A 22,341-nucleotide genomic window follows, 5' to 3' on the forward strand; every position below is an offset into this window, starting at 1 on the left:
GTGCATTTTAACTCTCGACTATATTTGGACATAAAAGACCCCCAATAATTGGTGTCCAACTATTGGGGGTCACTTCACCTGGATAAACAGGGATGGCTTTTTTATCACAAACAAAGACGGTTAAGTCTTAGTTCATGCCGTATTTCTTTAGCTTCTTACGTAGCGTACCACGGTTGATACCCATCATGGTTGCTGCGCGAGTTTGGTTACCGCGAGTGTACTGCATGATTGTATCTAGTAGTGGTTGTTCAACTTCTGCAAGCACAAGCTCGTACAGATCGTCGACTTCCTGACCATTTAATTGAGCAAGGTAGTTTTTAAGGGATGCCTTCACTGAATCACGTAGAGGTTTCTGTGTGATTTGGTCTTGTGAAGTTACAGTTGTTACTGTTAACGCTTCGGAAGTCAGATTTTGTTCGAACATAATTCTGTAAGCTCTTCTAGTATTTATGCAACGTTTTCGAAGTAGCCTTGCAGCGCATCAAGTTGCTCTTGAGCATCCTCGATTGCGTTGAAGGTCTGGCGGAAATCACCTGCAGGTGCATGCTCTTTCAAGTACCAAGACACGTGTTTACGTGCAATGCGCAGTCCTAGGTATTCACCGTAGAACTGGTGGAGTTCTTGAACATGCCCTAGCATTATTTCGCTAACCTCATCAATTGATGGTGCAGCGAGGTGTTCACCAGTTGTTAAGTAATGGTGGATTTCGCGAAAAATCCACGGCTTCCCTTGTGCAGGTCGGCCAATCATCAGAGCATCGGCACCCGTGTAATCGAGTACAAAGCGCGCTTTTTCTGGGCTATCGATATCACCGTTAGCGATAACCGGGATCGAGATGGCTTGTTTCACCGCTCTGATGTAGTCATATTCCGCTTCACCTTTGTACATACAAGCTTTGGTTCGACCATGAAGGGCGAGAGCTTGAATGCCACACTGTTCCGCGAGTTTGGCTATGTCGACACAGTTTCTATTTTCCAGGTCCCAGCCGGTACGCGTTTTCAGCGTTACCGGAACATCCACTGCATCAACAACGGTGCGAAGAATGTCTTCAACAAGGTCGGGATATTGCAGTAGCGCAGAGCCTGCTAATCTTTTGTTTACTTTCTTTGCTGGGCAACCCATGTTGATATCGATGATTTGCGCACCGTTTTCAACGCTGAATTGTGCAGCTTCAGCCATCAACATTGGATCAGCACCTGCGATCTGAACCGAACGAATGCCTGATTCACCTTCATGAACCATACGATTGAGCGATTTAGACGTCTTCCATAGATCTGGGTTCGACGACATCATCTCGCTAACAGCCATGCCAGCACCGTAGCGAAGGCATAACTCACGAAATGGCCGATCGGTCACACCCGCCATAGGCGCGACTATCAGCTGGTTTTTAAGTTGATAAGGACCGATTTGCAAAATGTCTCTACCTGACTGTGCCAGTAAGGGCGCGCATTTTACGCATTTTTTGCTCTGCTGAAAAGGCCAATAATTGAGCATGATGATTTTGTTTTTTAAAATCGTATGATTTTCAATCAATTGACCGTTTTATTTTATAAATAAAAATCAGCGGATGCGCCCTAAAAATGGGCTGATTATGCCTTACGGCCTGAGATACGACACCACTCTTCACGCGCTTGAACTGGATCTAAAGTTAGTTCATCGCTGTAGTAAGTCGATACATCTTCTGCTTGGCTTTCTAGTACGCCAGAAATCGCTAGCTCGCCGCCATCTTTGATCAGGCTCTTGATCACAGGTGATAGCTCACGTAGTGGGCCTGCAAGGATGTTTGCTACCACGATGTCGGCTTGGATGCCTTCAGGCTGATCTTTCGGTAGGTATAGCTCTAGCTTGTCAGATACGCCGTTACGCTCAGCATTATCACGAGAGGCTAAGATAGCTTGTGGGTCGATATCGATACCGATCACTTTTGCCGCACCTAGTTTTAGTGCAGCAATGGCTAGGATGCCTGAACCACAACCAAAATCGATAACGGTTTTACCCGTTAGATCTTGACCGTCTAACCACTCAAGACACAGTGAAGTCGTTGGGTGAGTACCTGTACCAAATGCTAGACCTGGGTCTAGTAGTACGTTTACCGCATCTGGCTCCGGTGCTTCACGCCAGCTTGGGCAGATCCATAGGCGACGACCGAAACGCATTGGGTGGAAGTTATCCATCCACTCACGTTCCCAGTCTTTATCTTCTAACTGCTCGATTTTGTAAGCGAAATCATCAGCAATTAGTGGGCTGTTTTTTAGCATGTTCAGCACGAAATCCATGTCGGCTTCAGCATCATACAAACCAATTACATCGGTATCACCCCAAAGGCGGGTTTCACCTGGCATAGGCTCGAACACTGGCGTGTCTTGTGCATCAAGGAAAGTGACAGACAGAGCACCAGTCTCTTCCATTAGCATGTCGCCAATTGCTTCTGCGCTCTCTGCAGTTGCGTTCAGTTTAATTTGAATCCAAGGCATGGTTTATTCGCTTATTTTGTGACTACTTGAACATAGGGGGCGCAGTCTAGCATGAAATTTCACCAATCCCCATTGCCAGATGTCATTCTAGGGATAAAAAAAAGATAGTACCGAATGGCACTATCTTTAATGTAGTCGAGTTTTTCGTGCTAAATAGGCGCTTTTAGTCGCTCAATTGCGGTGTTTCTACTTTGGTAGGTTTTGCGTAGCTACCAATGATGAAAGCCAGTAATCCTAATATCAGCGTAGGCACAATCGCATGTACACCATTCATATCCGGCTTGCTCAGCGACAGTATGATATAGCTACTTAATCCCACTACCATGGAAGCAAATGCACCAGTTGCAGAAGCTTTTTTCCAGTATAAGCCGAGGACCAGTGGCCAGAGAAATACCGCTTGTAAGCTACCAAAGGCTAACAGGTTAAGCCAAATGATCATATCGGGCGGATTCATTGCTGCGATAAATACTAAACCTGAGAAGATCCCAGTTACCCACAGTGAGAGCTTTGGCAGACGCTTTTCTGCGTGTTCGTTAGTCGCAATGCTTGGATTGATATAGTTGATATATAAATCTTTTAATAGCGTTGCTGAGGCTTGGATCAACTGCGAATCGATAGTCGACATGATCGCTGCCATTGGTCCTGCTAAGAACACCCCAGCCACGACGGGTGGGAGTACGGTGACCATTAAGGTTGGCATGATCTGATCGGGGCTTGCGATATCTGGCACGATAGCGCGACCTAATGCGCCCGCTAAGTGCATACCAAACATTAGTAGTGCCACCATGATGGTACTCAGCACCATGCCTTTGTGCAGTGAGTTACTGTCTTTGTAAGACATACAACGTACTGCGGCATGAGGCAGACCTATTACACCAAAGCAGACTAAAATCCAAAAGCTCAACATGAAAGGTTGGCTAAGAAAGTGATTTGGACCGTACGGAGTGATCAATGCTGGATCAATATCGTGTAACTTGGTCACCAAAGCACCTACACTGCCGCCAGCATGGACGATCCCGACCAGCAGGGCGATAGTACCGATGATCATCATCAAACCTTGTAGGGTATCTGTCATGACTACCGCTCTAAAGCCACCGATAGTGGTATAGAGGCCGACAGTGATCGCAAAGATCATCAAGCCATGCATGTAGGATAAACCCGTCACGGTTTGCAGCAATCGCGCCCCGCCAACAAACTGCACCACCATGGTACCGAAGAAGGCCAGTAGCAGTGATAATGAGGAAAAAATGACAACACCACGGTTTTTATAGCGGGCATACAAGATGTCATTAAGTGTGAGTGCATTGTGACGACGGGCTTCAATGGCAAACTTTTTACCCAGCACACCTAAGGTGAGCCATGCGGCTGGTAATTGGATCATGGCAAGTAATACCCAGCCTAATCCCATTTTGTAAGCCGCACCGGGGCCACCGATGAAGGTACTGGCACTGGCGTAGGTAGCGGCAAGGGTCATGGCAAGCACGAAGCCGCCCATGCTGCGACCACCGACCAAATATTCGGTCAGGAAGTTGCCTTTACCTTGAAAACGTCGGGTATAGAGTGCCATTGCGAATACAGCCGCAAGATAAAGCACTATCGGGATGATCAGTTGGCTATTCATCAGGTTCGTCGTGATTAATATCTAAAGGAAGATCACGGTAGACGACTTTCACCATCACACCGCAAAGTACAGTAAACAGGATTGGGCCGACAATACATGACAGCAAGAACCAGAGTGGGAAGCCAAAATACAAGGTTGGCATACTTAGATCACCGATAGCAGGTGCTAAGCCGTAGGCGGATACGTACCACCATAGAAAATAAGCTAACGCTAGGGCTATCGCCCAATAAGCCTCTTTATGGGCTTGGCGATAACGTGCTGAGAGCGTTTTCATGCTGTATCTCCAGTGTTATCAAGAGTGTTACTACTCAATACAGTGTAGTGAACAGTAGAGTTGGTCAAAAAAGGTGGGCTATTGTGGCAAAAGATACTGTGTTATGCCATGTGAACAGATCAATCAGCAGGGATTGAAAGGCGGTAGTAAACAAAAAGGCTACCCGAAGGTAGCCTTTTAGCGCAGCAAGCAGGGCTTACTGAAGACCAAGTTTCTTCTCTAGGTAGTGAATGTTTGCACCACCTTTTTGGAAGTTCTCGTCTGCCATGATCGCTTGTTGTAGCGGTACGTTAGTCTTAATACCGTCAATGATCATTTCGCTTAGTGCGTTACGCATGCGAGAAATCGCAACATCACGGTTTTCACCGTACGCAATCAACTTACCGATCATTGAATCGTAGTAAGGCGGTACTGTGTAGCCGGTGTAGATGTGAGATTCCCAACGAATACCCATACCACCTGGCGCATGGAAACGCTCGATAGTACCTGGGCAAGGTAGGAAACGCTCTGGATCTTCTGCGTTGATACGACATTCGATAGCATGGCCACGAATTTGAATATCACTTTGGTTGAAAGACAGCGGTTGACCTGCAGCAATGCGTAATTGCTCTTTGATCAAATCAACGCCAGTGACCATTTCTGTTACTGGGTGTTCAACCTGAATACGGGTGTTCATTTCAATGAAGTAGAACTCACCGTTTTCGTATAGGAATTCAAACGTACCCGCACCACGGTAACCGATTTCGATACATGCACGAGTACAGCGCTCACCGATGTACTTACGCATTTCTTCAGTAATACCCGGTGCTGGTGCTTCTTCTACTACTTTCTGGTGACGACGCTGCATAGAACAGTCACGCTCACCTAAGTGGATCGCACCGCCTTGACCGTCAGCTAAAACCTGTACTTCAATGTGACGTGGGTTTTCAAGGTATTTCTCCATGTAAACCATGTCGTTATTGAAACAAGATTTTGCTTCCGCACGGGTCATTGCGATTGCTTCTGTTAGTTCGTTTTCGCTACGAACAACACGCATACCACGACCACCACCGCCACCAGAGGCTTTGATGATCACAGGGTAGCCAATACGCTTAGCGAACGATTTGTTTTTCGCTTCGTCGTCATCAAGTGGGCCGTCAGAGCCTGGTACACAAGGTACGCCTGCTTTTTTCATTGCCGTGATCGCAGAAACTTTGTCACCCATTAGGCGAATAGTTTCAGCTTTAGGACCCACGAAAATAAAACCAGAACGCTCAACTTGCTCAGCAAAATCAGCATTTTCTGATAGGAAACCGTAGCCAGGGTGGATAGCTACAGCGCCTGTGATTTCAGCAGCACTGATGATGCGTGGAATATTTAGGTAGCTGTCGATACCGCGAGCAGGACCAATACACACTGACTCGTCAGCAAGTAGAACGTGCTTAAGATCGCGGTCTGCAGTGGAGTGAACCGCTACAGTTTTGATACCTAGCTCTTTACAAGCGCGTAGGATACGAAGTGCAATTTCACCTCGGTTCGCAATTACTAATTTATCTAACATAGCCAGAGCCTCGATTACTCGATGATGATAAGAGGCTGATCGAATTCAATCGCATCGCCGTCTTCTGCAAGAATAGCGACAACTTTACCGGCTTTGTCTGCTTGGATTTGGTTCATCATCTTCATCGCTTCAACGATACATAGCGTGTCACCGATGTTGACAGATTGACCCACTTCTACAAATGATTTCGCTTCAGGGCTTGGAGAGCGGTAGAAAGTACCAACCATTGGAGAAAGTACAGAGTGGCCAGCTACTGGTGCTGCAGTTTCTGCTGCTGGAGCTGTCGCAACAGGTGCTGCTGGTGCTTCTACTGGTTGTGCTACTGCAGGCTGTGCTGGTGCAATTGGCGCTGCTGCGTATTGTTGTGGCATTACTGCTGTTGGTGCAACGCTACGGCTGATGCGTACAGACTCTTCACCTTCAGAAATTTCTAGTTCAGCAATACCTGATTCTTCTACAAGCTCGATTAGCTTCTTGATCTTACGAATATCCATTTATATTTCTCTTTTTATATTGTTCAGTTAGCTGTCTGCATGCAGGCGACGTACTGCTGCATTCAGGGCGAATTCATAACCGTCAGGGCCGAGGCCGCAAATCACTCCTACTGCTTTATCGGAAAGGTAAGAGTGGTGACGGAAGGGTTCACGGGCGTGGACGTTAGATAAGTGCACTTCAATAAACGGAATGGCGACACCGAGTAGCGCATCACGGATCGCAACGCTGGTGTGCGTGAAGGCTGCTGGATTGATGATGATAAAATCGATCTTGCCGTAGGCCTGATGAATTGCATCAATCAATACATGTTCCGCATTAGATTGAACGTGTTCTAACGCCACTCCTAATTGGGTAGCTTTAGCAGTGAGCCCATCAATAAGTTGATTGAGCGATTGATGGCCGTAATGACCCGGCTCTCGAAGACCTAATAGGTTTAGGTTAGGCCCATTAATTACTAAAATTCGTTTAACGGTCGACATCTTGACGTATTTTCACTTGTTTATGAGGTTAAACTCTAACAACTTGCAGACTTATGCAATTTTGTTTCCGTGTGTCCGTTTTTTTACTGCTAAACGTTCGTTGTTGAGCAATTATAGAGAATTCACCGCAAATCGCAGCAAAATACTGGTCTAATCACCACTTTTTTGTGCGAACACGTGTAAGCTGTAGTTGAGTGATTAGTCAAAATTAGACGTTTTATCTTACGACAAGTTCCCGCAACTAAGTGTAAGAATTTAGTGATAATTCTTCATATATTCATCTTATTCTCACAAGACGGAAATATGTCTACAGTAGTAACGAAAATCTGATGAATAAACCAACAATATTGTTGTCGATTTATTCTACATTGTGATCTTGGTGGCGCATTTTAGGTGAGTGAAGCTGGTGGTTTGCTGAATTAAATCGAGAAAACTAGCGAAAAAAATAAAAAAAGACCGCACTTGGCGGTCTTTTTGTTAGAAGTTGAAAAATGTGATTACATCACTTTCTGTTTTTCTTCAATCAAGCGCTCAACCACACTTGGATCGGCAAGGGTTGAAGTATCACCCAATGTTGCGGTATCGCCTGTGGCGATCTTACGCAGAATACGACGCATGATCTTACCTGAACGGGTTTTTGGTAGCGCATCTGTCCAGTGTAGGAAATCCGGTGTAGCAATTGGGCCGATTTCTTTACGTACCCAATCTTTGACTTCCTTATGAAGCTCTGCGCTTGGGATCTCGCCATCATTTAGTGTGATGTAAGCGTAGATCGCTTGGCCTTTGATTTCGTGTGGGACACCAACAATGGCTGCTTCTGCGATTTTATCGAAAGCAACCAATGCTGATTCGATTTCTGCTGTTCCCATACGGTGACCTGAAATATTCAGTACGTCATCCACACGCCCTGTGATCCAGTAGTAACCGTCTTCATCACGACGAGCACCGTCACCAGTGAAATACATGCCTTTAAAGGTTGAGAAGTAGGTTTGTTCGAAACGCTCGTGATCGCCCCATAGGCTACGCATTTGACCCGGCCATGAATCGGTCATCACCAAGTTACCGTCTGTCGCACCGTCAAGGATGTTACCTACGTTATCGACCAATGCTGGCTGAACGCCGAAGAATGGACGTGTCGCAGAGCCTGGTTTTAGTGCGGTAGCACCCGGTAGTGGGGTAATTAAGATCCCGCCCGTTTCTGTTTGCCACCACGTATCTACGATAGGGCAGCGGTTATCACCGATAGTGCGGTGGTACCATTCCCATGCTTCAGGGTTAATTGGCTCGCCCACAGAGCCCATAATGCGCAGTGATGAGCGGTTAGTACCTTGAATCGCTTCATCACCTTTCGCCATTAAGGCTCGAATAGCGGTAGGGGCAGTGTATAGAATGCTCACTTGGTGCTTATCAACTACTTCGCTCATGCGGCTGGTTGATGGGTAAGTCGGTACACCTTCAAATAGCACAGTGGTTGCGCCGTTTGCTAGTGGTCCGTATACCAAGTAGCTGTGACCTGTGATCCAACCAACATCGGCTGTACACCAGTACACATCACCTTCTTGGTAATCGAAAACATATTTGAACGTCATGGTGGCGTAAACAAGGTAACCACCTGTGGTGTGTAGAACGCCTTTTGGTTTACCTGTTGAACCTGAGGTGTAAAGAATAAAGAGTGGATCTTCTGCGTTCATTGGCTCTGGCGCACAATGGGTTGAGGCAACCAATGTTGCTTCGTGCCACCACACATCACGATCGTCTTGCCATGCAATCTCACCGCCTGTGCGTTTAAAGACAACCACTTTCTCTACGGTTGTTACATCAGGGCTAGCTAATGCATCATCAACATTTTTCTTGAGTGGAACCGCACGACCACCACGTACGCCTTCATCTGCGGTAACGACGACTTTAGCGTTTGAATCGATAATACGACCCGCAAGTGCCTCTGGTGAGAAACCACCAAATACGATGGTGTGAACAGCACCGATACGGGTACATGCCAGCATTGCGATTGCCGCTTCTGCGATCATTGGCATGTAAAGACAAACAACATCACCCTTACGAACACCTTGGCTCTTTAGGGCATTAGCAAACTGACAAACTTCTTTGTGTAATTCATTGTAGGTGAGGGTTGCATCATCATTTGGATCATCACCTTCCCAGATGATAGCTGGTTGATCACCTTTGGTCGCTAAGTGGCGATCAATACAGTTAGCAGATACGTTGAGTTCACCGTCTTCAAACCATTTGATGCTGACGTGACCTGTATCGAATGAGGTATTTTTTACTTTGGTGAATGGCTTCATCCAATCAACAATTTGACCGTGTTCACGCCAAAAACCTTCAGGGTTTATCACCGATTGTTGATACATTTCGCGGTATTGCTCTTCATTCACATGAGCTGTTTTTGCAATGGCCTCATTGACCGGATAAACATGAACCTCACTCATCTTATTCTCCTTGAGTTCTTATACTTCTGATGCTCCCTGCATACTTAGCCGATTGTTATAAGTAAGGGTAAGCAAACTGACTTGTTATAGTTGTTTTGTGCTGTGTATACGGTGTGCCATTTAGACCTTGTCTACAATTAGACTTTAGGATGAGAGAGCTGGATCAAAGGGTGAAAATGGGATTTACATGCTTTTTTCATGACAGTTTGTGCAGTGTTGTCCGTTCTTGCCGCAAACCCTGTAGAGATAAATATAAGTGAGAGATGACTCGCAAAATTTGAGTAACACCATGTGGATGTCGGTTTTAAATTGCGTTATCCCATTAGTTTAAGACGAGATATACGCCATAATATGTTGCTTTTTTATTCAACCTTTGTGCGAGATGTCTATGTTTAACCGTTCACCTTATAGTTGGAGCTCACAATATTTGTGGGGATTTTTCTTCTCATATGGCGTGTATCTGCCATTTTGGGCGATTTGGTTCAAACATATTGGAGTGAACGACTCTGATATTGGTCTTTTGCTTGGTTTAGGTTTTGCGGTTCGTTGTATTGCGAACTTAGTACTAACGCCACGTATTCACAAAGTTGAACATCTTATTCCGGCACTTCGAGGCTTTACTCTGCTTGGTCTCGTGGCTTGTATTATCTATATCGTTTGTGGCGGCAACCTTTGGGCGTTAGCAGCTGTCACCATCCTCTTTAATTTATCGGCGGGACCTATCGTGCCGCTCTCTGATGCGATCGTTAACCATTATGCGAAAGGTGGGCATTTGGACTATGGGCGTACACGCTTATGGGGCTCGCTCGCTTTTATCGCTGGCTCTACGGTGGTTGGGGTGCTCGCAAATCACTATGGCGCTGACATTATTCCTTGGGTGGCGTTATCCGGTTTGGCTTTCTCACAAATCATGGCGGTGCGTAATCCCGCGATCATGCCAGTTGATGAAGAAACACAAGCGCAAGTACGTCCAGCGTTATGGGGGATTTTGCGTAATAGTGCGGTGATTAAGTTGATGGTGATTGCTGCCTTATTACAAGGTAGTCATGCCGCATATTATGGTTTTAGCTCGATTTACTGGCAGAAGATTGGTTTTGATGAATCGATGATCGGCTATTTATGGAGTTTCAGTGTTGCCGCAGAAGTGATGGTCTTTCTTGTTAGTAAGCGCTTATTTGCTGGTTGGTCAGTGAATAATATGTTCCGCTTAGCTGCCTTTGGGGTAATGGTGCGCTGGGGCTTAATGGCAACTCTTACCGATCAATGGCTGATGTTCCCAGTGCAAGCCTTACACGGCGTCACTTTTGCGGCAGCGCACTTAGCAACTATCCGTTATATCCAGCAGCAACCGAACAGCCATTCTGTGGCATTGCAGTCGCTTTATAATGCGATCCCACTAGGGGCGGTGATGGCGATTTTAACTTCTGCTAGTGGTTGGATGTACGGAAGTTGGGGCGCCAATGTGTTTTGGGTCATGGCGGCAATGGCATTGCCTGTTTTCTTTATTCGTATGACACCGACTCAGCAAGTCGCTACTGAATACCAAGCAAGTAAAGCATAGTAATTACTTACTTTTATACCCAAGTGAATTCAACTCAGTGATCTCGCTCTGAATCTGGCATCTTGAAGTCGCTTGGGTATATATGTTTAAAGCGCAGTCATATTGGCTGCGTTTTTTTATTGTTTGAAGATAAAAAAGTGATGCTCAGCATCTTACTGAGAGATCTGTGATCTGGCACGATTGAGTCTGTTGTAACAACTTGGTTACAGTGACTTATTGACGCAGAAAAGGATAGCGGATCATGATGCAGGGATGGGTGGTTATAGCAGTATCGTTGTTATACCTCGGGGTATTATTTGCCATTGCATGGTATGGCGATAAAAAAAGCCAATGGTTAGCTGGATGGCGACCGTGGATATACAGCCTATCTATTGCAGTTTATTGTACCTCTTGGACCTTCTTCGGCACGGTTGGGCAAGCCAGTCGTGATTTATGGTCCTTCTTACCTATCTACCTAGCACCGATTATTGTGTTTACCTTGGGCTGGAAAGTGCTGGCTCGACTGATCCTGATTGCGAAGCGTGAGCACATTACCTCGATTGCTGATTTTATCGCTGCGCGTTATGGCAAATCTCAAGGCTTAGCCATGCTAGTAACCGTGATTGCAGTGGTGGGGATTTTGCCTTATATCGCTCTGCAGCTGCGTGGTATCACGTTAGGGCTTGATCAAATAGCACCAGATTTTAGTCAGACGTTCAGCCAGGAAGGGCTCGATACCACTTGGATTGTCTCAGGTGCTCTGGCCTTGTTTACGATTTTATTTGGTACCCGACATATTGATTCTACCGAGCATCATCGTGGCATGATGATGGCGATTGCGTTTGAATCTATCGTCAAGCTAGTTGCTTTTCTCGCTGTGGGTATTTTTGCATTAAGTTTATTTCAAACCTCTACCAAATTTGATGATGTAGGTTGGCAATCACTTACTTACTCATCGTTGAATGTTGGCAGTTTATTGATCCATATGCTGCTTACCATGGCGGCGATTATCTGTTTGCCTCGTCAGTTTCATACCATAGTGGTAGAGAATCATTGCCAAAGTGACTTACATAAAGCCCGTTGGATTTTCCCGACTTACCTTTTTTTGATGGGGCTATTTGTGATCCCGCTTGCGCTCGTAGGGCAACAATTACTGCCGACGGTGTCTGCTGATACGTATGTGATCAATTTGCCGCTACAGCAAGGTGCCAACGCTATCGCACTGCTGGCATTTATAGGTGGCGCATCCGCAGCGACAGGAATGGTGATTGTGTCGACCATTGCACTGGCGATCATGATCTCTAATGATTTAGTCATGCCATTGATGTTGCGTCGAGTACGGATCGGACAGCGAAATTTCACCGCTTTTTCAGGGCTGCTACTCAACGTTCGCCGTGTGTTGATTGTGCTATTACTACTGGCTGCTTGGGGCTTTTATCATGTGCTAGATAACGTACATTCGTTATCTGCAATTGGTTTACTTTCTTTTGCCGCCATTGCTCAGTTTTCTCCTGCTTTACTCGGGGGAATTTATTGGCGTTTTGGTAATAAGAAAGGTGTGTATGCAGGGCTGATGGGCGGGATGACAATTTGGCTCATCACTATGATGAGCCAAACAGGCATGTTAGCGGGAGATGCGCAAAGTAACGTTCTATTGTGGTTATTAAGTTCGCCTCAGTTACCTATTTTACGCCACTTATCAGCAGTTGATTGGGGCATGTTACTCAGTTTGTGTGTGAATCTGAGTTTGTTTATCGGTGTGTCTTTAGTGACAAGATCATCTCTGACAGAGCGGCTACAAGCGGCTTCGTTTGTTGGTGCATCACTGGTTGAGGCTGAAGATGGTAGTTTGTATCAAACCCGTGTAACCGTCGCTGAGCTTGAGATGTTAGCGTCCCGCTTTGTTGGTCGAAAGCGCGTGCGTCATGCTTTTGCTCAATTTGCCGAGCAGCAAGGTGAAGGGTTGTCTCCTCAACAACAAGCTTCAGCTGCCATGATCCGTCATACCGAGCGAGTTTTAGCGGGGGTTTTTGGTGCCTCTTCAGCAAGGTTAGTACTCACTTCTGCCTTGCAAGGAAGAAACATGCAATTAGAAGAAGTGGCAACGATTGTTGATGAAGCTTCTGAGCTATTTGATTTTAGCCGTGGACTATTACAAGGGGCGATTGAACACATTAGCCAAGGCATTGCGGTAGTGGATAAGCAATTACGATTAGTCGCGTGGAATCAACGCTACTTAGAACTGTTTACCTTCCCTCCAGGTTTGATTCAAGTGGGGCGTCCGATCACAGATGTAATTCGTCATAATGCTGAACAAGGCTTGTGTGGCCCCGGCGATCCCGAGGCGCATGTTGCGAAACGGGTTGAGCACTTACAACGAGGAACCGCCCATACGTCATCACGTATTCGCCCTGATGGGCAAGTGATCGAAGTGCAAGGTAATCCGATGCCCGGTGGCGGTTTCGTCATGAGCTTTAGTGATATTACTGCGTTTAGGCAAGCGGAAGTGGCACTGAAAGAAGCCAATGAAAACCTTGAAGCGCGGGTGAAAGATCGTACCCAGCAGTTAGAACAACTAAACCGACGCTTGGTGGTAGCAACTCAACAAGCTGAGCAACAGGCGAAATCGAAAAGTCGCTTTTTAGCTGCTGTAAGCCACGACTTAATGCAGCCTCTTAATGCTGCGCGTTTGTTCTCATCATCATTAACCGAAGTCGCTGAAGGCAAAGAAAGTGCAAGGCTGGCTGCTCATATTGAAAGTGCGCTAGGGGCGGCAGAAGATTTGATCGGCGACTTATTGGATGTGTCACGCTTAGAATCAGGAAAACTGCAAACCCATATTGTGCCGTTTAAAGTCAGTGATGTGCTCAATACTTTATCGGCCGAGTTCAGTGCCTTGGCTAAAGAGCAAGGAATTGAGTTTGATGTGGTGAGTAGTAAGGCGGTGATCATCTCTGATGCCAAGTTGTTACGTCGTGCGTTACAGAATTTCCTCACCAATGCCTTTCGTTATAACCCTCATGGCAAAGTGTTATTGGGGGTAAGACGTAAAGGAGCACGTCTAAACATTGAAATATGGGATAACGGGCCGGGGATCCCGCCTGAAAAACAAGCCAATATTTTCGATGAGTTTACCCGTGTGGAGCAAACCGGGGCAGAGCACGGTTTAGGATTAGGCTTAGCCATTGCGCGTGGTATTTCACGAGTATTAGATCACCCATTGGATTTACGCTCATGGCAAGGACGTGGCACGGTGTTTTCGCTATCAGTACCAATTGGTCACCCTGCCATGTTAGTGGTAACAAAACCATCAGTGAGTGAGACAAAAGCCCCATTAGCGGGATTAAAAGTGCTGTGTGTCGATAATGAAACCGATATTTTATTAGGCATGGAAACCTTATTAGCACGTTGGGGCTGTGAGGTGAAATTGGCTGAAAATTTGGTTGAGGCAATGAAGGCGTTAGATAACCAATGGCAACCTGATGTGGTGTTCAGCGATTATCATTTAGCTCATCAGCAAACAGGGCTTGAGGTGTTATTACAGTGTCGTTTAAGGCTTGGCGATAGTTTTAAAGGGGTGGTGATCAGTGCTGATAGAATGACAGAAAACCAAGCAGCGATTCGAGGCCACGGTTTTGGTTTTATTAGTAAACCAGTTAAACCGTTGAAGTTGCGTTCAGTCTTAAACCAATGTTTAAAAGTGGAAGCCTAACCTAGCTTGCTTAGAAAAGAGAAGAAAGAAAAAGGCGGAGTCCAAAGGACTCCGCAAAAGCTAGGGAAGTATAGCTAAGGAGAAGTGATGGGTTGCTTAGTGATCTTGGGCAGCACCTGCACCTTGAGGGAAGCGGATAGATTCCACCATCTCTTGCACATCGTTAGGCACTTCAGCGGTAAACTTGTTGACCACAATAGCGACAACAAAGTTTAGACACATACCTAATGTACCGATGCCTTCAGGGCTAATACCAAAGAACCAGTTGTCAGGTGTACTTGCTGCCGGGTTAATAAACTTGAAGTAAATAATGTAAGCGGCAGTGAAAGTAATACCTGAAATCATGCCTGCAATTGCACCTTCTTTATTCATCTTCTTATAGAAAATGCCAAGGATAATTGCTGGGAAGAAAGAAGCTGCGGCTAAGCCGAACGAGAAGGCTACTACCTGCGCCACAAAGCCTGGTGGGTTAATACCTAAGTAACCAGCACCGACAATCGCAATCGCAGCACCTATTCGGGCTGCGAGTAGCTCTTGCTTCTCACTCATGTTCGGCTTAAAGCCTTTCTTCAATAAATCGTGTGAAATGGACGTCGAGATCACCAGTAGTAAGCCCGCTGCGGTTGATAGTGCGGCTGCAAGACCACCTGCTGCTAATAGGGCGACTACCCAGTTTGGTAATTTCGCCAGCTCTGGGCTTGCTAATACAATGATGTCACGGTTGATGGTCATCTCGTTGCGATCATCACCTGAGTAGAACATCTTGCCGTCATTGTTCTTATCTTCCCAAGCTACAAGGCCAGTTTTTTCCCAGTTTTTCACCCAGCTCGGGGCTTGCTCGGCAGGAACACCTTTCATTTCAGGGCCATTAATCGTATCGATCATATTGACACGAGCAAAGGCAGCTACCGCTGGGGCTGTAGTGTAAAGGATAGCGATAAAGACTAATGCCCAACCTGCTGATACCCGCGCATCCTTTACTTTTGGTACGGTAAAGAAACGGATGATCACGTGTGGCAGACCTGCGGTACCGACCATCAGAGCGGCACAGATAAAGAACACATCCACCATGCTCTTAGAGCCATCGGTGTAGGCAGTAAAGCCAAGTTCAGTGGTTAAGCCATCAAGTTTTTCAAGCAGATAAGTTTCAGAGCCATTAACGGTTGAGCCTAAGCCAAACTGTGGAATAGGTGATCCTGTCATCATCAGAGAGGTGAAGATCGCTGGCACCATGAAGGCAAAGATAAGTACACAGTACTGAGCAACCTGGGTGTAGGTGATCCCTTTCATGCCACCCATCACGGCATAGAAGAATACGATCCCCATCCCGATAATGATCCCCATGTTGATATCCACTTCAAGGAAACGGGCGAATACCACACCAACCCCACGCATCTGGCCTGCTACATAAGTGAATGAAACAAAAATGGCACAGAACACAGCCACCATGCGGGCAGTTTTGGAGTAGTAACGATCACCGATGAAATCTGGCACCGTGAATTTGCCAAATTTGCGTAAATAAGGGGCAAGGCAAAGGGCAAGGAGGACGTAACCACCGGTCCAACCCATCAGGTAAACACCACCGTCATAACCAATAAACGAGATGATCCCTGCCATTGAAATAAAGGATGCCGCTGACATCCAGTCTGCTGCGGTTGCCATGCCGTTAGCGACAGGGTGAACACCACCGCCTGCCACATAGAATTCACTGGTTGATCCAGCGCGAGCCCAAATCGCAATGCCGATATACAGAGCGAAGGTAATGCCGACCAAGATAAAGGTCCAAGTTTGAATATCCATATAACGCTTCCTTAATCTTCCTGAACGTTGAATTTACGGTCGAGTGCGTTCATGCGAACCACATAAACGAAGATCAGGGCAACGAATGTATAAATAGCCCCTTGTTGTGAAAACCAGAAACCTAATTTGAAGCCACCAATTTGAATGGTATTGAGAGCATCAACAAATAAGATCCCTGCGCCGTATGAAACAGCAAACCAGATTGCTAAAAGTGATCCCATGATGCTGAGATTTTGTTTCCAATAGGCTTGAGCTTGCTCCTTGGATGCGAACGCCATTGTTATCTCCTTCACGCATTATTAATACGAAACTTGTTGTTAATAAATTGTTACAAAAGAAACAATAGCAATGAAATTTCGTTCTATCAGTGCAACTTTAGTCGAGGCTAAAAAAGCAAAAACGCCCATATTTGGGCGTTTTTGTGAGGGATAAATCGCTTTTGAGGGTTAAATACCGATCATTGTTAGCCTAAAGTCTAACGTTTCATTCATCGAGGTCGAGTTGCTGGAGCAAAATAACGGCTTGGGTGCGATTTTTTACATCTAGCTTGCGAAATATTGCTGTCATATGGGCTTTAATTGTCGCTTCAGAGACATTCAAATCATAAGCGATCTGCTTATTGAGTTGGCCGTCAGACAACATGCCTAACACTTTGTATTGCTGTGGGGTAAGCGTGGCAATTTTATCGGCTAAATCACGGTAAGCCTGATTGTTCTCACTGATGTTATCAGGAAAGAAGGGTTCGCCATCGAGTACTTGATTTAATGCAGAGATCAGCGCACGCATGTCGCTTGATTTTGGAATAAACCCAAACGCACCATGACTGTGTACTTGGCGGATCACTTTTTCCTCTTCACTGGCAGAGATCACTACCGTAGGAAGCTCTGGGTATTGTTGGCGTAATTGAATCAGCCCCGACATGCCATTGGCACCGGGCATCTTTAGATCGAGTAACAGTAAATCAACGTCGGGCTCTTTTTCGAGGAGAGAGAGTAATGAATCGAGCGAATCTGCTTCAAGAAGGTTTGCACCGCTAATCGCCATGTGGACAGATTGGAACAGGGCATTTCGAAACAGAGGATGATCATCGGCGATAACGATTGTGTGCTGAGCTTCCATAGCAGTACTTTATTTTTGTTATTAATATGCTAACGCTAGCATGGCAAATATGACTGCGCAATTTTCATACCATAAAGATCAGATATTGATCCTCTCTCGCTCGTCTTGCGTGTAACTCAGCACAGTTTTTTGTTAAATGCGCCTATTTTTATAAGGATATTGGGGGCAATGATTATTGGATGTGTAGCGCTTGTTGGCGTAGGTGTTCACTAAAGTCATTGGCATCCATAAAGCCAGTAACTTGTGCTTGGGGAGCTGTTTCTCCCTTGCTATCCCAAAACAATAAGGTTGGAAAACCAATGACATTGAGCTGTTGCATTAATGCCAGATCTTGTGGGGTATTGGCTGTGACATTCGCTTCTAACAAGGTGTACTGATTGAGCTGTTTAGCCACTTCAGGTGCAGGAAAAATTTCTTTTTTATAAGCGATACAAGGGGTACACCAATCGGCAGTGACATCCAACAGTACCGGCTGATGCTGACTCGCAGCTTCTGTTAAGGCTAATTCCAAATCATCAATAGAGTGAACGGCAATAAAGGTTGGCGTTGGAGTTAGACTCGCTTGGCGCTCTAAATGTTTAATCGTCGTAAAAAGGAAAATAGAGCAAAGACCGATGATGATCCCAAGCCCAATACTGTAGAGCCCTTTATAAGGGATTGGATGTCGGCAAATAAACCAGAGAGTGACGCAAGATAATAGAATGCAAATTATCGTTATAGCCATGATTATCGGGTAATTCGTTAATAACATCATAGTGATAACTCTTGTGTCTGTGATTTGTTATTAGCTTAGCAAGAAATTCTTATTATTGGCGTAGGGTATGTCAAAGTTAGGACAAAAAAAAGATTGCCCAAGAGCAATCTTTTTAAGTCTGGTATCACAGGTTGTATTTACAGTAAGAAGCCACCGAAGATAAAACCTAGTGCGACAGAAGTGAAAATAGTGACCACACCTGGAATAAAGAATGGGTGGTTAAACACAAGGTTACCGATACGCGTTGAGCCAGTATCATCCATCTCAACGGCTGCAAGTAGCGTTGGGTAGGTTGGCAATACGAACAGCGCACTAACTGCTGCAAATGAAGCAATCATTGTTAGCGGTGCAACACCAATGGCTAATGCCGCTGGCATCAGTGCCGTAGTGGTTGCGCCTTGTGAGTAAAGTAGCATTGAAGCAAAGAATAAGATCAGCGCTAGCATCCATGGGTAATCGCTAAGTAGAGAGCCGGCAAACTCCTTAATGCCATCAACGTGTGCGTTAACAAATGTTGAGCCAAGCCATGCTACACCCAGTACACAGATACATGCTGTCATACCAGAGCGGAATGTTGGTGCTGATGCAATTTTTGATGCATCAATCTTACATAACCAAACGGTTGCAGCCGCTGCTGTTAGCATCACAGACATGATTGCTTCGTTACGACCTAGAGTTGGGTTTTCAATCAAGCCGATTGAGTGAGAAATCGCAGCGGCATAACACACCACGAAAATAATCGCAGCTAGGAAGATGTAAGTAGCGCGTTTTGCTTCTGGTTTGATTTCACGGCGAGTGGTGTTTTCTTGGCTGACTAAGCCTTTTGCTAGACGCTCTTGGTAAATAGGATCGTCTTTTAGTTCGCAACCCATGAAGTTCGCAACGAATGCGCCCACCATACAAGCGATAAAGGTGGTTGGAATACAAATCGCTAGCAGAGTAATGTAGCTCACACCGATAGGCTCAAGAATACCTGAGAAAAACACGACGGCAGCAGAAATTGGGGAAGCCGTGATCGCAATTTGTGAAGCGATAACAGCAATAGAGAGAGGACGTGAAGGACGAATGCCTTGACCTTTTGCCACTTCAGCAATCACAGGTAGAGTTGAGAAGGCTGTGTGTCCTGTACCTGCCATCACGGTCATTAAGTAAGTCACGATTGGCGCGTAGAAGGTAATACGTTTAGGATTTTTACGCAGGAAATCTTCTGCCAGTTGAACTAACCAGTCCATACCGCCAGCAACTTGCATGGCAGCAATGGCGGTGATCACTGACATGATAATTAAGATCACATCAACAGGGATGAATGATTGGCTAGTGGGTACACCCAGTACCAATGACAACACAATAACACCAGCACCACCGGCAAAGCCAATACCGATGCCGCCGATCCTTGCCCCTAGAAAGATAAAGGCAAGCACGACAAAGAGTTCGATTCCCGTCATAGATTTTTTCCTGTATGAAAGTTTAAAAATATAAGTTAAAAATAAAAAAGATGAGGTAAAAACAAAAAAATTCACAAAAAAAAGCGGATCCTCGAGTGAAAATCCGCTTATTTCTCAGAGAGCGAAACGCTTAGCTGTAGCGTTGTGCTTTATATTGAGGGTGCATTAAGTTTTCGATAGAGAAGATATCATCTAATTGCTCTTCAGTCAGTAGACCGCGCTCTAGAACCACTTCACGTACGCTCTTACCTGTTTCTGCACAGATCTTACCAACGATATCGCCTTCGTGGTGACCAATGAATGGGTTTAGGTAAGTTACGATACCGATAGAGTTAAACACGTAGCTTTCACATACGTCTTTATTCACAGTGATACCTTCGATGCACTTATCACGTAGGTTGATACATGCATTTTTCAGTAGGCTGATTGATTCAAACAGTGCTTGACCAATCACTGGCTCCATCACGTTTAGCTGAAGCTGACCAGCTTCTGCTGCAAAAGTAACAGTTGTGTCGTTACCGATCACTTTAAAGCAAACTTGGTTAACCACTTCAGGAATAACTGGGTTTACTTTAGCTGGCATGATAGACGAGCCTGCTTGCATTTCTGGTAGGTTGATTTCGTTCAAACCAGCACGAGGACCAGAAGACAGTAGACGTAGATCGTTACAGATCTTAGATAGTTTCACTGCAGTACGTTTTAGCGCACCGTGAACCATGACGTAAGCACCACAGTCAGAGGTTGCTTCAATCAGATCTTCAGCAGGAGTTACAGGTAGACCTGTAATTTCTGCAAGGCGTTGAACTGCAAGGTGTTGGTAACCTGTTGCAGCATTTAGGCCAGTACCGATAGCTGTTGCACCTAGGTTCACTTCAAGTAGTAATTGCGCCGTGTACTGAAGGTTTTTGATCTCTTCTTTTAGCAATACGCTGTAAGCGTGGAACTCTTGACCTACTGTCATAGGTACTGCGTCTTGTAGCTGAGTACGACCCATTTTTAGGATGCTAGCAAACTCAGTTGCTTTCACATCGAATGAGGTTTTTAGGTAGTCTAATGCTTCAAGCATGTTGATGATGCTGTTGTAGACAGCAACACGGAAACCTGTTGGGTAAGCACAGTTAGTTGACTGTGATTTGTTGACGTGATCGTTCGGGTTAACGATGTCATATTCGCCTTTCTCTTTGCCCATCAGTTCAAGAGCAAGGTTTGCAATCACTTCGTTAGTGTTCATGTTAACAGAAGTACCCGCACCACCTTGGTATACATCAGATGGGAACTGATCCATGCACTTGCCTGTTTCAAGGATAAGATCACAAGCTTGAACGATGTAGTTACCCACTTCAGAAGGGATTGCGCCTAATTCTTTGTTAGCCATTGCAGCTGCTTTCTTAGTGAAAACCATGCCGCGAACAAATTCAGGTACGTCAGAAATAGTCGTGCTAGAAATATTAAAGTTTTCGATTGCACGTAGAGTGTGGATACCCCAGTAAGCGTCAGCTGGAACGTGACGTTCACCTAGAAGATCTTCTTCGATTCGAGTTGCAACGTTTAGCGCTGCTTCATTATTTTTTTCAAGATCAATCATCTGAGACATAATATAGCCCTTTGGGAATCTTTTAATAAAATCAATAAATAAGCCAACTATTTAAGCAAAGAATCCGTTTCGCTAAGTTGAAGCAAGATGATCGTACCTGACACCTTAATTGATGCTGATAATACTCCCCTGATTGCCTAAAAACATAATCCAGATCACTTTTTAAAACGACCTGTAAATATTTGCACGGAAACGCGATCAAACTCACAAAAGTTGTTAATAAACAGAGGGTGAATCTGATAGAAAATGAAGATAAATAACAAAATATGAACAACTGCTCAGGTGGAGTATCTGATTTTTTCGACAATATTCAAATTTAAAGACGGAATCATTTGTTAACGATTTTTTATCGTTCTTGGCTCGGTATTTAAATCACAAACATGCAATACTGTAGCCTGTTGCTCAGTCGGACTGGGCTTACAAGAAGACATAGAAAAGAAGAGGTTCGTTGTGTTCCCGATATTAATGCTGCTATTTATCGCTGTGCCAATGATTGAGATTGGCTTATTTATTCAAGTGGGCGGCTTTTTAGGCTTTTGGCCGACCATGATGTTGGTCTTTATCACCGCTGTGGTTGGGGCATCGTTAGTGCGCAGTCAAGGTTTGGCGACATTGATGTCGGTGCAAAGCAAGATGCAGCAAGGCGAAATGCCAGCACAAGAAATTGTTGAAGGTGTGCTATTGGCGGTTGCCGGTGTTCTACTATTAACACCTGGATTTATGACGGACACCTTAGGTATGTGTATTCTACTGCCTCACATTCGCGCTAAGTTAGCACAACAATTAATGCAGCGAGTGAAAGTACAGAGTAACTTTAATCAATTTGGTGGTGGTTTCCATTCTGATTTTGGTGGTCATTCGCAAGGGCCATTTAATCATCATAATGACAATGGTGATGTGTTTGATGGTGAGTTTGAACGTAAAGATGATCAAAATGATAACCAGCAAAATCCACGTTTAAAGTAAGTGTTTATAGTTGGCATATAAAAAGTTATTAATAAAAAAGGCAGCGTTCGCTGCCTTTTTTATATTCACACTATTCATATT

Annotated in this window: 18 protein-coding genes; 3 read left to right on the top strand and 15 right to left on the bottom strand. The window is 45.2% G+C overall.

Annotated features, from left to right (window positions below):
* Positions 1–127: 127 nt before the first annotated feature.
* The 9 genes from fis to acs all read right to left on the bottom strand — a co-directional run bounded on the left by fis (position 128) and on the right by acs (position 9,330).
* Positions 128–424, bottom strand: a complete 297-nt coding sequence (gene fis, locus E5A76_RS13090) for a DNA-binding transcriptional regulator Fis (protein WP_005372656.1) — start codon at positions 422–424, stop codon at positions 128–130.
* A 23-nt stretch (positions 425–447) separates the two neighbouring features.
* Positions 448–1,413: a tRNA dihydrouridine synthase DusB gene (dusB, locus tag E5A76_RS13095; protein ID WP_161119205.1), complete on the bottom strand. Its 966-nt coding sequence runs from the start codon at positions 1,411–1,413 to the stop codon at positions 448–450.
* A 176-nt stretch (positions 1,414–1,589) separates the two neighbouring features.
* On the bottom strand, positions 1,590–2,474 hold the full coding sequence (gene prmA, locus E5A76_RS13100; RefSeq protein ID WP_161119206.1) for a 50S ribosomal protein L11 methyltransferase: 885 nt from the start codon (positions 2,472–2,474) through the stop codon (positions 1,590–1,592).
* A gap of 163 nt (positions 2,475–2,637) precedes the next feature.
* Positions 2,638–4,095, bottom strand: a complete 1,458-nt coding sequence (gene panF / locus E5A76_RS13105) for a sodium/pantothenate symporter (RefSeq protein WP_161119207.1) — start codon at positions 4,093–4,095, stop codon at positions 2,638–2,640.
* A complete protein-coding gene (locus tag E5A76_RS13110; protein WP_023932135.1) occupies positions 4,088–4,369 on the bottom strand; it encodes a YhdT family protein in 282 nt (93 codons plus the stop codon). The genes panF and E5A76_RS13110 overlap by 8 nt, the downstream gene beginning before the upstream one ends.
* Positions 4,370–4,565: 196 nt before the next feature.
* Positions 4,566–5,909 (bottom strand): acetyl-CoA carboxylase biotin carboxylase subunit, encoded by a 1,344-nt coding sequence (gene accC, locus E5A76_RS13115; RefSeq protein ID WP_161119208.1) that lies wholly within the window; start codon positions 5,907–5,909, stop codon positions 4,566–4,568.
* Between the two features lie 14 nt (positions 5,910–5,923).
* Positions 5,924–6,403: an acetyl-CoA carboxylase biotin carboxyl carrier protein gene (accB, locus tag E5A76_RS13120; protein WP_107167330.1), complete on the bottom strand. Its 480-nt coding sequence runs from the start codon at positions 6,401–6,403 to the stop codon at positions 5,924–5,926.
* A 27-nt stretch (positions 6,404–6,430) separates the two neighbouring features.
* A complete protein-coding gene (gene aroQ, locus E5A76_RS13125) occupies positions 6,431–6,883 on the bottom strand; it encodes a type II 3-dehydroquinate dehydratase (protein WP_053987631.1) in 453 nt (150 codons plus the stop codon).
* 497 nt (positions 6,884–7,380) lie between these two features.
* Positions 7,381–9,330 carry an acetate--CoA ligase gene (gene acs, locus E5A76_RS13130; protein ID WP_161119209.1) on the bottom strand — a complete coding sequence of 650 codons (1,950 nt, stop codon included), beginning with the start codon at positions 9,328–9,330 and terminating at the stop codon, positions 7,381–7,383.
* A 388-nt stretch (positions 9,331–9,718) separates the two neighbouring features.
* Between acs and E5A76_RS13135 the strand changes: the two genes are divergently transcribed.
* Positions 9,719–10,891: a 3-phenylpropionate MFS transporter gene (locus E5A76_RS13135; RefSeq protein WP_161119210.1), complete on the top strand. Its 1,173-nt coding sequence runs from the start codon at positions 9,719–9,721 to the stop codon at positions 10,889–10,891.
* A 244-nt stretch (positions 10,892–11,135) separates the two neighbouring features.
* Entirely contained in the window at positions 11,136–14,582 is a 3,447-nt protein-coding gene (locus E5A76_RS13140; RefSeq protein WP_202443258.1) for a hybrid sensor histidine kinase/response regulator, read from the top strand.
* Positions 14,583–14,678: 96 nt separating this feature from the next.
* On the opposite strand, the gene E5A76_RS13145 is transcribed toward E5A76_RS13140, so the two are convergent.
* The 6 genes from E5A76_RS13145 to aspA all read right to left on the bottom strand — a co-directional run bounded on the left by E5A76_RS13145 (position 14,679) and on the right by aspA (position 21,294).
* A complete protein-coding gene (locus E5A76_RS13145; RefSeq protein ID WP_053987635.1) occupies positions 14,679–16,382 on the bottom strand; it encodes a sodium:solute symporter family protein in 1,704 nt (567 codons plus the stop codon).
* Positions 16,383–16,393: 11 nt separating this feature from the next.
* Positions 16,394–16,660 (bottom strand): DUF4212 domain-containing protein, encoded by a 267-nt coding sequence (locus E5A76_RS13150; protein ID WP_008986061.1) that lies wholly within the window; start codon positions 16,658–16,660, stop codon positions 16,394–16,396.
* Between the two features lie 205 nt (positions 16,661–16,865).
* A complete protein-coding gene (locus E5A76_RS13155; protein ID WP_008986062.1) occupies positions 16,866–17,501 on the bottom strand; it encodes a response regulator transcription factor in 636 nt (211 codons plus the stop codon).
* A 172-nt stretch (positions 17,502–17,673) separates the two neighbouring features.
* The gene (locus E5A76_RS13160) at positions 17,674–18,225 is read right to left on the bottom strand and encodes a thioredoxin fold domain-containing protein (RefSeq protein WP_237458741.1); all 552 of its coding nucleotides are present in this window, start codon (positions 18,223–18,225) and stop codon (positions 17,674–17,676) included.
* A 167-nt stretch (positions 18,226–18,392) separates the two neighbouring features.
* Positions 18,393–19,700 (bottom strand): anaerobic C4-dicarboxylate transporter, encoded by a 1,308-nt coding sequence (locus tag E5A76_RS13165; RefSeq protein WP_161119213.1) that lies wholly within the window; start codon positions 19,698–19,700, stop codon positions 18,393–18,395.
* 130 nt (positions 19,701–19,830) lie between these two features.
* Positions 19,831–21,294, bottom strand: coding sequence for an aspartate ammonia-lyase (gene aspA / locus E5A76_RS13170; protein ID WP_053987638.1), 1,464 nt, complete (start codon positions 21,292–21,294; stop codon positions 19,831–19,833).
* A 450-nt stretch (positions 21,295–21,744) separates the two neighbouring features.
* On the opposite strand from aspA, the gene E5A76_RS13175 reads away from it, so the two are divergent.
* On the top strand, positions 21,745–22,260 hold the full coding sequence (locus tag E5A76_RS13175) for an FxsA family protein (protein ID WP_053987639.1): 516 nt from the start codon (positions 21,745–21,747) through the stop codon (positions 22,258–22,260).
* The last annotated feature ends 81 nt before the right edge of the window (positions 22,261–22,341 follow it).

Origin of the sequence: Photobacterium lucens (genome assembly GCF_009873615.1) — a bacterium.
Taxonomy (GTDB): domain Bacteria; phylum Pseudomonadota; class Gammaproteobacteria; order Enterobacterales; family Vibrionaceae; genus Photobacterium; species Photobacterium lucens.

Bases quoted from the DNA above. Each gene is read 5' to 3' on its own strand.
- acs (WP_161119209.1), bottom strand. From the start codon at position 9,330: ATGAGTGAGGTTCATGTTTATCCGGTCAATGAGGCCATTGCAAAAACA.
- E5A76_RS13150 (WP_008986061.1), bottom strand. From the start codon at position 16,660: ATGGCGTTCGCATCCAAGGAGCAAGCTCAAGCCTATTGGAAACAAAAT.
- panF (WP_161119207.1), bottom strand. From the start codon at position 4,095: ATGAATAGCCAACTGATCATCCCGATAGTGCTTTATCTTGCGGCTGTA.
- E5A76_RS13145 (WP_053987635.1), bottom strand. From the start codon at position 16,382: ATGGATATTCAAACTTGGACCTTTATCTTGGTCGGCATTACCTTCGCT.
- aspA (WP_053987638.1), bottom strand. From the start codon at position 21,294: ATGTCTCAGATGATTGATCTTGAAAAAAATAATGAAGCAGCGCTAAAC.
- accC (WP_161119208.1), bottom strand. From the start codon at position 5,909: ATGTTAGATAAATTAGTAATTGCGAACCGAGGTGAAATTGCACTTCGT.
- E5A76_RS13140 (WP_202443258.1), top strand. From the start codon at position 11,136: ATGCAGGGATGGGTGGTTATAGCAGTATCGTTGTTATACCTCGGGGTA.
- E5A76_RS13160 (WP_237458741.1), bottom strand. From the start codon at position 18,225: ATGGCTATAACGATAATTTGCATTCTATTATCTTGCGTCACTCTCTGG.
- E5A76_RS13110 (WP_023932135.1), bottom strand. From the start codon at position 4,369: ATGAAAACGCTCTCAGCACGTTATCGCCAAGCCCATAAAGAGGCTTAT.
- accB (WP_107167330.1), bottom strand. From the start codon at position 6,403: ATGGATATTCGTAAGATCAAGAAGCTAATCGAGCTTGTAGAAGAATCA.
- aroQ (WP_053987631.1), bottom strand. From the start codon at position 6,883: ATGTCGACCGTTAAACGAATTTTAGTAATTAATGGGCCTAACCTAAAC.
- prmA (WP_161119206.1), bottom strand. From the start codon at position 2,474: ATGCCTTGGATTCAAATTAAACTGAACGCAACTGCAGAGAGCGCAGAA.
- E5A76_RS13165 (WP_161119213.1), bottom strand. From the start codon at position 19,700: ATGACGGGAATCGAACTCTTTGTCGTGCTTGCCTTTATCTTTCTAGGG.
- fis (WP_005372656.1), bottom strand. From the start codon at position 424: ATGTTCGAACAAAATCTGACTTCCGAAGCGTTAACAGTAACAACTGTA.
- E5A76_RS13155 (WP_008986062.1), bottom strand. From the start codon at position 17,501: ATGGAAGCTCAGCACACAATCGTTATCGCCGATGATCATCCTCTGTTT.
- E5A76_RS13135 (WP_161119210.1), top strand. From the start codon at position 9,719: ATGTTTAACCGTTCACCTTATAGTTGGAGCTCACAATATTTGTGGGGA.